Source organism: Phenylobacterium sp., assembly GCF_020253645.1.
Classification (GTDB): domain Bacteria; phylum Pseudomonadota; class Alphaproteobacteria; order Caulobacterales; family Caulobacteraceae; genus Phenylobacterium.
This window is the reverse complement of the sequence record NZ_JADCBG010000023.1, coordinates 1-10,586: the sequence shown is the minus strand read 5'-3', so window position 1 is coordinate 10,586 and position 10,586 is coordinate 1. Positions and strand designations below refer to the sequence as shown.

Sequence of the window (10,586 nt, the reverse complement as noted above, 5' to 3'; positions counted from 1 at the left end):
CGGTCGTTGAAGTATTTGGGCGCGGCGATCCAGGCGTGGGGCGGGCCGGCCAGGAAGCCGTCGGCGGGGGGCGTAAAGCCCGGGGTCGGGCCGCCCAGGGCGCCGCCGTGGGGCTGCCAAGGGGCGGCGTAGACCCCGGCGGCCTCGACGGACAGCTCGGTCAGGCGCTGGCTGAGCTCGGTGGAGACCGTCTTCATCAGCGAGCTTTCCGCGCCGGGCGCCTCGCCGTTGGACAGGCGGGACATGACCCGGAGCTCGATGGCCTCCAGGGCGGCGACGTCGATCCCGGCCTGGGCCAGGCGGGCGGCGTAGCCGGGCGCATCGATCAGGCGCCGGCCCTCCTCGTCCGGGGTGCGGGCGATCTCGGCCAGGCGCTCCAGCCGCACGCCCAGGCCCGGCGCGGCGGCCGAGCCGCCCCGCTCGAACTGCATGAGGTACTTGGCGACGGTCCAGCCCTCGCCCACCCGGCCCACCACATTGGCCCTGGGCACGCGCACATTGGTGAAGAAGACGTCGTTCTGGATGTGCTCGCCCGAGAGCATGAGGATGGGCTTCACCTCGACGCCGGGCGTGGTCATGTCGATGAGCAGGAAGGTGATGCCCTGCTGGGGAATGGCCTCGCGGCTGGTGCGGACCAGGCAGAAGATCCAGTTCGCCTCGTGGGCGTGGGTGGTCCAGAGCTTGTGGCCGTTGCAGACGAAGTCGTCCCCGTCCTCCACCGCGCTCATCTGCAGGGAGGCGAGGTCAGAGCCGGAGCCGGGCTCGGAATAGCCCTGGCACCAGAAGTGCGCGCCCGAGAGCATGGGCGGCAGGAAGCGGTCCTGCTGGGCCTTCGTCCCATGGCCGATCAGGACCGGGCCGCACATGCCGATGCCCATGGGCGAGACGGGCGGGGCGCCGGCCAGGGCCGCCTCCCGCGCCCAGATGTAGCGCTGCACCACCGACCAGCCGGCGCCGCCGAACTCGCGGGGCCAGGCCGGGGCGACCCAGCCGCGGGCGTGCAGCTTCTTCTGCCAGGCCATGCCGGTGGCGTGGTCGGCGTAGACGCTGGTCATGGCCCGCCCCTTGGCGCGCAGGTCCGGCGTCAGCTCCGCATCGAGGAAGGCGAGGACCTCGTCCCGGAAGGCGCGGTCGGCGTCACTCCAGGCGAGGTCCATGGGCCTTACATCCGCTCGACGATGATGGCCGGGGCCATGCCGCCGGCGGCGCACATGGTGACCAGGCCGCGCTTGAGGTCGCGGCGCTCCAGCTCGTCGATGATGGTGCCGATCAGGATGGAGCCGGTGGCGCCGATCGGATGGCCCAGGGCCATGGCGCCGCCGTTCACATTGACCTTGTCGCGGTCGAGCCTGAGGTCGCGGATGAACTTCTCGGCGACGACGGCGAAGGCCTCGTTGATCTCCCACAGGTCGATGTCGTCCGGGGTCAGGCCGGCCTTCTTCAGCACCTTGAGGGCGGCGGGGACCGGGGCGTTCAGCATCAGGGTCGGGCTGTCGCCGACATTGGCGGTGGCCACGACGCGGGCGCGGGGCTTCAGGCCGTTCCGGCGGGCGTAGTCCGGCGAGGCGAGCAGGACGGCGGCGGCGCCGTCGACCACCCCCGACGAGTTTCCGGCATGGTGGACGTGGGTGATCTTCAGGTCCGGATAGACCCGCTGGATCAGGCCGGCCAGGGTGGTGCCCTCCTTGTCCATGGGCACGTTGGCCATGGCCTCGAAGGAGGCCTTGAGGGAGGCAAGGCCCTCGCGGGTGGTCTCGGGGCGGGGGAACTCCTCGTGGTCGAGGGCCACCGAGCCGTCCTCGTTCAGCACCGGCACCAGGGCGCGGTCGAAGCGGCCTTCCTTGATCGCCTGGGCGGCGCGCTGCTGGCTGACATAGGCCAGCTCGTCCAGGGCCTCGCGGGGGATGTTCTCGAGCGTGGCGATGGCGTCGGCGCAGACGCCCTGGTGCGACTGCGGGTGCAGCTTGCGCAGGGCGGGGTTGCCGGCGTCCATCAGGGCCGGGCCGTCGAAGAAGGCGGCGGCCTGCGGGGCGCTGGAGGCGGTGTAGGACATCATCTCCGTGCCGCCGGCGATGATCAGGTCCTCCATGCCCGACATGATCTGGGCGGCGGCCAGGTTCACCGTGGTGATGCCCGAGCCGCAGAAGCGGTCGAGGGTCATGCCGCTGGCGCGGACGTCGAAGCCGGCGGCCAGGGCGGCCATGCGGCCGAGGTCGTTGCCCTGCTTGCCGCGCTGGGAGGAGGTGCCCCAGATCACGTCATCGACTTCGGCGGTCTTGATGTCGTTGCGCTGGGCGATGCCCTTCAGGACGGTGGCCGCCAGGTGCTGGGGGTGGAAGTCGGCCAGGGCGCCCTTGCCCACCTTGCCGATGCCCCGCGGCGTGCGCGCCGCGTCGATGATCCAGGCCTCACCCATCTTGCGTCTCCCGTTCGTGTGCGCCGTCCTGCGGCGATGAGGAAACATCTTGCGCGCCGGACGCAGCGTCAGGGAAGCCCTTTTCGTCGGGATTGCCTGCCGGCCCGGGGGCGCTAGAACAGGTCCCATGACCGAAGCGACCCCAACCGACACCCCGCCCGACCGCCTCTGCGTCGATCCCGACAGCCCCTGGCACGACGCCGGCGTCCTGGCCCGCGGGGTCGGGGTGCGCTTCAAGGGGGTCGAGAAGACCAATGTCGAGGAGTACTGCATCTCCGAGGGCTGGGTGCGCCTGGCCGTCGGCAAGACGGTGGACCGCCATGGCAAGCAGATGACCATGCTGCTCAAGGGGCCGGTCGAAGCCTGGTTCGAGAGCTGAGGCGGTGATGACAGGCGCTCCAGATCCCACCCGCCGGGGGGTCGTCGCCGGGGCCGCGGCCGCGCCGCTGGCGGCGGGGCCGGCCCTGTCGCGGGACCTGATCTCCATCCGCACCGACCTCGAGATCTGGGTCGCCATGGGCGACAAGGCGTCGGGGGGACCCGGCGATACGGACTCGGGCGCCTGGATGGAGAGCCGGCTGAAGCGGTTCGGATACCGGACGCAGAGGCAGGCCTTCGAAGCGCCCTCCCACCGTCCTGGCGTCGTCGCCCTGACGCTAGGGAATACGTCCGTGCAGGGGGTGGCTCAGGGGCCCGCCAGGGTCACGGGACCGGGGGGCGTCACCGGCGCCCTGACGTGGGGGATACCCGCCTCCCCCTCGGGGGGACTATTGCGAAATCCCCGGATCGTGATTCCCTGCTTTGGCGGCGGAGGATTTGCGATGTCAGTGAAGTCGACGGGACAGCTTGGGTTTGGAGAGATTGGCGCGGCCCGTCGGGGCGGGGTTCCGGCCCTGGACCGGGTGTCGGCTCTTGTGGACTGGTCAGGGATTGAGCGTCAGCTGGCGGGCCTTCGCGAGGAGGGGCCTGGCCGTCCGGGCTATCGTCCGTTGCTGCTGTTCAAGGCGCTTCTGCTGCAGGCCTGGTACGGGCTGTCGGACGGCGAGCTGGAGTTCCGGCTGGGGGACAGCCTGGCGTTTGGCCGCTTTGTGGGCCTGAGCCTTGAGGATGATGTCCCCGATCACACGACCCTGTGCCGGTTCTGCAACCGGCTGGTGAGCGCGCGCCTGCTGGAGAAGCTGTTTGGCGAGCTGGACCGGCAGCTTGAGGCGTCGGGCCTGATCCTGAAGCAGGGCGCCCTGCTGGACGCCACCCTGATCGAGGCGGCGACCTCGCGCCCTGCAGGGGGCAAGGAGGCCGAGGCCCGCGATCCGGACGCGGCCTTCGTCAAGCGCCAGGGCAAGGCGGGCTCCACCTATGGCTACAAGGCCCATGTGGGCGTCGATCAGGGCTCGGGCCTGGTGCGGGCGGTCATCACCACCCCGGCCAACGTCAATGACACCACCCCGGCGGACGACCTGATCCGCGGCGACGAGGCGGCGGTCTATGGCGACAAGGCCTATGACACCCACGCCCGCCGCGCCCGGCTGAAGCGCCTGGGGATCAAGCCCCGGCTGATGCGCAGGCCCAGCCAGTACCACGCCCTCACCCGGCGCCAGCAGCTCTGCAACGACCTGATCGCCAGGCGCAGGGCCGCCGTGGAGACCACCTTCGCCACCTGGAAGCGGCGCATGGGCCTGACCCGGGCCCGCTACATCGGACTGGCCAAGGTCAGCGGCCAGATCCTCCTCACCGCCATGGCCTTCAACCTGCGACGCCTCGCAGCCCTCACGGCCTAGCTGCGCCCGGACTCCGTCCCGATCCCGCCGAAACCCCTCAAAACACCCCGGCAGGGCCAGAAAACCTCGCCTCAATGCACCTCAAGGCACAGGACGGCGCGTATCGCAGAAGTCCCCTTTGGGGGAGGTGGACCGCGAAGCGGGCCGGAGGGGGTCAACAGCCGTGCCGTCGGGAACTGGACGCCGCCGCGTCGGGCTGTCAAACCTGCGCCGGAAACGCGGCCTGCGAGGCCGCACAGGGGGAAACATCATGGGAATGGACGTGCAGGGGACCTGTGATCCCCGCTTCGAGGCCATCCGGCAGGCCTTCGCGGGCAACCTGGAGAACGGCCTCGACGTCGGCGCCTCCTTCGCCGCCACGGTGAACGGGGCGTTCGTGGTCGACATCTGGGGCGGCTTCGCCGACCCGGCCAAGACCCGGCCCTGGGAGGCCGACACCCTGGTCAATGTCTACTCCACGACCAAGACCATGACCGCCCTCACCGCCCTCCTCCTGGCGGACCGCGGCGAGCTCGAGGTCCACGCCCCCGTCGCGCGGTACTGGCCGGAGTTTGCGGCGAACGGGAAGGCCGCCGTCACCGTCGCCCAGCTCCTGGCGCACTCCGCGGGCCTGTCCGGCTGGAAGGAGCCCCTCTCCAAGACCGACCTCTACGACTGGGACAAGGTCACAACCCTGCTCGCCGCCCAGGCGCCTTTCTGGGAGCCGGGAACGGCCCCCGGCTACCACGCCCTGACCCAGGGCTACCTGGTGGGCGAGGTCGTCCGCCGCATCACAGGCCGCTCCCTGGGAACCGTCTTCCGGGAGGAGATCGCCGAGCCCCTGGGCGCGGACTTCCACATCGGCCTGCCCGCCAGCGAGGACGACCGCGTCGCCGAGCTGATCCCGCCCCCCCGCGGCGGAGCCATCGAGGACGGGACCATGTCCGAGCTCACCGCCAACATGGCCACCAATCCCGGCATCGACGTCCGTGAGACCCGCACCCGCGCCTGGCGGGCCGCCGAGATCCCCGCCGCTGGCGGCCACGGCAACGCCCGCGCCATCGCCCGGGTCCATTCCATCCTCGCCAATGGCGGGGAGGTCGACGGCCGCCGCTACCTCTCCGAGGCCGGCTGCCGCCGGGCCCTGGAACTTCAGGTCGAGGGGCATGACAGGGTGCTCAACACCCCCGCCCGCTTCGGCCTCGGATTCGGCCTGGCCGGCGGCGTCCTGCCGACGCCCAACGCCAGCGTCCTCTACTGGGGCGGCTACGGCGGCTCCCTCGCGGTCATCGACATGGAGAACCGGGCGGCCTTCGGCTACGCCATGAACCGGATGGAATCGACCACCACGGGCGACGTCCGCGCCGTCGGCCTGGTCATGGGCATGTGGGGCGCCCTGTCGGGCTGAGAGAACGGGATCACGACATGAGCGTTGAAGTGCACGGGACCTGCGATCCCCGGTTCGAAGGCGTCCGCAGGACCTTCGCCGGTAACCTGGAGAGCGGCGCCGACATCGGCGCCTCCTTCGCCGTCACGATGAACGGCGAGATGGTCGTCGACCTCTGGGGCGGCTGGGCCGATCCGGGCCAGACCCGCCCCTGGGAGAAGGACACCCTGGTCAACGTCTATTCCACGACCAAGACCATGACGGCCCTCACCGCCCTCCTCCTCGCCGACCGGGGCCAGCTCGACGTCCACGCCCCCGTCGCCCGCTACTGGCCGGAGTTCGCGGCCAACGGGAAGTCCGCCGTCACCGTCGCCCACCTGATGAGCCATTCCTCGGGCCTGTCGGGCTGGAAGGAGCCCCTCACCGTCGAGGACCTCTACGACTGGGAGAAGGCCACCTCGCGCCTCGCCGCCCAGGCGCCCTTCTGGGAGCCCGGGACCGCTCCCGGCTACCACGGCATGACCCAGGGCTTCCTGGTGGGCGAGGTCGTGCGCCGCATCACCGGCGCCAGCCTCGGGACCGTCTTCCGGACCGAGATCGCCGAGCCCCTGGGCGCCGACTTCCATATCGGCCTGCCCGCCAGCGAGGACCACCGGGTCGCCGAGCTCATCCCGCCGCCGCCCGGCCAGGGCGTGGCCGAGGGCGACGACCTGCCCGAGCTCACCGCCAACATGTCCAACAATCCCCGGGTCGAAGTGGCCGTCACCCAGACCCGCGCCTGGCGCGGCGCCGAGGTCCCCGCCGCCGGCGGTCACGGCAACGCCCGCGCCATCGCCCGGGTCCACGCCATACTCGCCAATGGCGGTGAGGTCGACGGCCGCCGCTACCTGTCCGAGGCCGGCTGCCGCCGGGCCCTGGAGCTGCAGGTCGAGGGCCAGGACCTCGTCATGCACATCCCCGCCCGCTTCGGCCTCGGCTTCGGCCTCGCTGGCCCCACCATGCCGACCCCCAACCCCAACACGATCTTCTGGGGCGGCTACGGCGGGTCCCTCGCCATCATCGACATGGATGCCCGCACCGCCTTCGGCTACGCGATGAACCGAATGGCCCCCACCACCACCGGCGACATGCGCGGCTTCGGCCTGATCATGGACATCTGGACGGCAGGCTAGGCGCAACGTCATTGCTCCCCATCAGGGGGAGCTCCGGACGAAGTCCGGTGAGGGGGTGCAACGGCCCCTCCGCTGACCCCCTCCGGCCCGCTGCGCGGTCCACCTCCCCCTCAAGAGGTGGAGGAATGACAATGGCTTGATTGCTCCCCATCAGGGGGAGCTCCCCGCGCAGCGGGGTGAGGGGGTGCAACCGCGGCTCCGCAGACCCCCTCCGGCCCGCTTCGCGGTCCACCTCCCCCGGGGGAGGTGGAGGAATGGCTGAGCCATGGCGCCCCTGCGGGGAGCTCGCCGCGCAGCGGGGTGAGCGGGTCGGGTGAATGGCGGGAGGCTTCGCCCCTTGCGTCGGCCCGGCCTTCGGGGACTATGCGCGCAATCTGATCCAGAACCGGAAGGAATCGTCATGCGCGCCATTCAGGTCTCCGAGCCTTGGGGCGTCGATCGCGTCGAGGTGGTCGAGCGTCCCGCGCCGAGCCCCGGCCACGGCCAGGTGCTGGTGCGCATGAAGGCGGTGTCGCTGAACTACCGCGACCTCCTGATGGTCGGCGGCGTGTACGGCCGCGGGCCGGCCGTATCCGGGTCCATCACCCCCTTCTCCGACGGCTGCGGCGTGGTCGAGGCGGTGGGCGAGGGGGTCACCCGGGTAAGGCCCGGCGACCGGGTCTCGACCCTGTTCTTCCAGAACTGGACCTCCGGCCGGGCCACTGTGGAGAAGCTGACCAGCGCCCTGGGCAGCCCCATCCCCGGCGCCGGCGCCGAGCTGCAGGTGTTCAGCCAGGAGGGCGTCTCGAAGGTCCCGGACTTTCTCACCGACGAGGAGGTCGCCACCCTGCCGTGTGCGGCCCTCACCGCCTGGCGGGGGCTGTTCGAGGACGCCCGTCTTGAGCCCGGCGACACGGTGGTGCTGCAGGGGACAGGCGGGGTCTCGATCTTCGGCCTGCAGTTCGCCCACGCGGCGGGCCTGCGGACCATCGTCACCTCCTCCTCGGACGCCAAGCTGGAGCGGGCCCGCCTGCTGGGCGCCGACCACCTGATCAACTACCGGGCGACGCCGGAATGGTCGCGGCCCGTGCGCGAGGCGACCGGCGGGGTCGGGGCCGACTTCATCATGGAGGTCGGCGGCGCGGGCACCATCCACCAGAGCCTGAGGGCCGTGCGGATCGGCGGCCACATCGCCATCATCGGCGTGGTGGCCGGGGCGGGCGAGGGGGTCAATCCCGGCGTACTGATCGGCAACAACGCGAGGCTCCAGGGCCTGTCGGTGGGCTCGCGCGAGATGTTCGAGGCCATGTGCCGGGCCATCGCCCTGCACGGCATCCGGCCGGTGGTGGACAAGGTCTTCCCCTTCACCGAGGTGCGCGAGGCCTTCCGCGCCATGCAGGCGGGCGAGCATTTCGGCAAGATCGTCCTGACCTTCGGGGCCTGAGCTAGGGCGGTCCCGCCCTGACCCGCGCCGTCCTGCCCTCGCCCCCGTGGTGGGCCGTCCCGCCGCCGTGCGCGCCGTCGGACAGGCGAATGGCGCCAACCCGGTCTCCCGGGTCCAGCCCTGCCATCGGGTGGTGACCTCCGGCGGCGGCCTTGGCGGCTTTGCCGGCGGGTTGAAGCGCAAGGCCTGGTTGCTGGACCATGAGGGATTGTTCTGGCCATCCAACTAAATGGTGCAAAAACAGTCTTTTGAGACGTTTTCCTGAGATTATCCGAGACGGAGGCGCCGGCTGGAGGCTAGGCGGCCGAGGACTCTGCTTCCTCAGGACGCAGCTTCGTGGTTAAGTCCTTTGTGTAACGGATGAATTCGGCGCCGGCTGAAGCGTCCGCACCGAGCTTCGGAAGATCCGCGCCATGTCCCACCCCGCCGAAGACCGGCCCGAGGCCGCCGCCCCGGAACCTGCGCCCCCTGAACCCGCGCGGCCGGAGACTGCGTCTCCTGAATCTGCGCCCCCTGAACTGACGGCGGCCCGCGAAGACGCCGCCTCGGCGCCGGCGGACTCCGCCCCTGTTCCTCGAACTCCGGCGGCTGAGGCGCCCCTCTTCGCCGCCCCGCCCGCCCGGCCCCGCCCCGCCCCGGCGCCTTCGGATGCGCCGGTCTGGATGGCGGCCGCCTTTGTCTCGATCCTCTGGGCCCTGGCGCCCATCGCCTTTGCGGTGGGCTACCGGCAGGGCAGGGCGCCGTTTGACCACGACCCGTTTGTCCTGATGGTCCTGGGCGCCATGGCGATCGGACCGGCTGGCCTGGTCTGGGTGGCCGCCAGCCTGTTCGTCGAGGGACGGAGGCTGCGCCGTGAGAGCGCCCGGGCCGCCCGGCTGGCGGAGGAGATGGTCGCCCCGGCGGTCGCCGCGGGCATCAGCGCCGGGGAGATCGCCACCGGCCTGCAGTCCGAGGTCGCCCGGGCGGGCGAGGCCGCCGAGCGCGCGGCGCGCCAACTGGAGGGCCTTCGCGCCGCCATGGAGGCCGAGTCGGGTCGCCTGGACGCCGCCGCCCGGACGGCCGGCGCCGCAGCGGGCGAGATGGCCGCGGGCCTCGGTCGCGAGCGGGAGCGGCTCGAGGGCCTGGCGTCAGGACTGGATTCGCGGACCAGCGCCGTCACCGACGCCATCGCCCGGCAGGCCCGACTGGTGGGCGAGGTCTCCGACCTGGCCGAGACCCAGCTGCGCGAGGCCGAGGCCTCGTTCACCGCCCGGTCCACGGGCTTTATCGAAGCCGCCGGACGGCTGGCGGAGGCGGCCGAGGCGGCCGGGGAGACCCTTGGGCAGCAGGCGGCCCGCCTGGAGGGCGCAGGATCGGGCCTGGCCGCCCAGGTCCAGGGGGTCGAAGCCCTGCTGGAGTCGCGCCGGAACGCCCTGGCCGCCGCCGCCGCCGCCCTGAAGACCGAGCAGGAGGGCTTGGCGGCCCAGGGCGAGGCGCACCTGGCCCGGCTGGCCGAGGTGGGCGGGCAGGCGCGGCTCTCCGCCGCCGACATGCGTGATTCCGCCCTGAAGGGCGGAGAAGCCCTTGCGTCTCTGATCCAGGAGGCCGCCGGCCAGTTCCGGGAGTTCGCCGATGCGGCCCGGGCCGAGCGCGACGAGTTCGGCCAGTCCACCCGCCATGCGCTGGAGGCCGTCGCCCGCGCCGCCGCCGAGGAGCGTCAGAGGCTGGAGACCCAGACCCGCGCCGCCATCGAGGCCCTGACCATCGCCGCCGAGGACACTCGCAAGGCCGCCGAGCGGAACGCCCAGGCGGCGCGGGCCCAGGTGGACGAACTGGCCGAGGCCGCCTTCGCCGCCGGTCAGAAGGCCAACCAGGTCTTCGAGACCCGGCTGGAGGAGGCTCGCAGCCTGATCGCCCGCTCCGCCCAGATGGTGGAGGAGGCGGGCGACGCCACGGCCCGCCGCCTGGAGCAGGGCGCGGTCGCGGCCCGGCGCACCCTGGACGAACTGGCGGGCATGCTGGTGCGCATCGAGGACCGGGTGGCCAGCCTGCCGGAGAAGGCCCGCTCCCAGGCCGAGCAGGTCCGCGAGGCGGTGACCGAAAGCATGGACGGACTTCTGGACCAGGCCCGCCGCACAGCCGAGGAAACCCAGGCCATCGACGCCGCCTTCCAGGATCGGGTGCGCCGTAACTTCGAGATGCTGAGCGAGGCCGTGAAGATGATGGGCTCGGTGGCCGCGGCCGGCGGGGTCTCCGGACCTTCGCCGCCTCCCGCCGCGCCGGCCGCGGAGCGGACCCTCCCGCCCCCCCCTGCGCAGAGGCCCCCGATCCCGGCGGCCGAGGCGGAGGAGGCGCCGCGCCGTCGTCTCAGACTGACCCCGGCGGACGCCACTGCACCGGACGCGGCGTCCCGCCCCTCCGCAGGCGCCGGCCCGGTCAGGAACGAGAGCTT

At 72.0% G+C, this 10,586-nt stretch carries 8 protein-coding genes and 1 pseudogene; 7 read left to right on the top strand and 2 right to left on the bottom strand.

The annotated features are described in order from the left end of the window. Nucleotides 1–1,157: acyl-CoA dehydrogenase family protein (locus INE98_RS01575; protein ID WP_293536012.1), on the bottom strand; the 1,157-nt coding region annotated here is incomplete at its 3' end. 5 nt (nucleotides 1,158–1,162) lie between these two features. Continuing rightward, complete coding sequence (locus INE98_RS01570; protein WP_293536011.1) at nucleotides 1,163–2,416, bottom strand: acetyl-CoA C-acetyltransferase; 1,254 nt, start codon at nucleotides 2,414–2,416, stop codon at nucleotides 1,163–1,165. Nucleotides 2,417–2,543: 127 nt separating this feature from the next. On the opposite strand from INE98_RS01570, the gene INE98_RS01565 reads away from it, so the two are divergent. The 7 genes and pseudogenes from INE98_RS01565 to INE98_RS01535 form a co-directional block, all read left to right on the top strand. Then, nucleotides 2,544–2,795, top strand: a complete 252-nt coding sequence (locus tag INE98_RS01565; RefSeq protein ID WP_293513557.1) for a DUF3297 family protein — start codon at nucleotides 2,544–2,546, stop codon at nucleotides 2,793–2,795. A 514-nt stretch (nucleotides 2,796–3,309) separates the two neighbouring features. Then, nucleotides 3,310–4,194: pseudogene (locus INE98_RS01560) on the top strand (IS5 family transposase); the annotation flags it as partial. Nucleotides 4,195–4,444: 250 nt separating this feature from the next. Continuing rightward, complete coding sequence (locus INE98_RS01555) at nucleotides 4,445–5,581, top strand: serine hydrolase domain-containing protein (RefSeq protein WP_293536010.1); 1,137 nt, start codon at nucleotides 4,445–4,447, stop codon at nucleotides 5,579–5,581. Between the two features lie 17 nt (nucleotides 5,582–5,598). Continuing rightward, a complete protein-coding gene (locus INE98_RS01550; RefSeq protein ID WP_293536009.1) occupies nucleotides 5,599–6,732 on the top strand; it encodes a serine hydrolase domain-containing protein in 1,134 nt (377 codons plus the stop codon). Between the two features lie 400 nt (nucleotides 6,733–7,132). Then, nucleotides 7,133–8,155 (top strand): NAD(P)-dependent alcohol dehydrogenase, encoded by a 1,023-nt coding sequence (locus INE98_RS01545; protein WP_293536008.1) that lies wholly within the window; start codon nucleotides 7,133–7,135, stop codon nucleotides 8,153–8,155. Between the two features lie 46 nt (nucleotides 8,156–8,201). After that, entirely contained in the window at nucleotides 8,202–8,384 is a 183-nt protein-coding gene (locus INE98_RS01540; protein WP_367120153.1) for a methylated-DNA--[protein]-cysteine S-methyltransferase, read from the top strand. A 184-nt stretch (nucleotides 8,385–8,568) separates the two neighbouring features. Further along, a partial coding sequence (locus tag INE98_RS01535) for a polar localization protein TipN (RefSeq protein ID WP_293536007.1) occupies nucleotides 8,569–10,586 on the top strand: 2,018 nt, incomplete at its 3' end.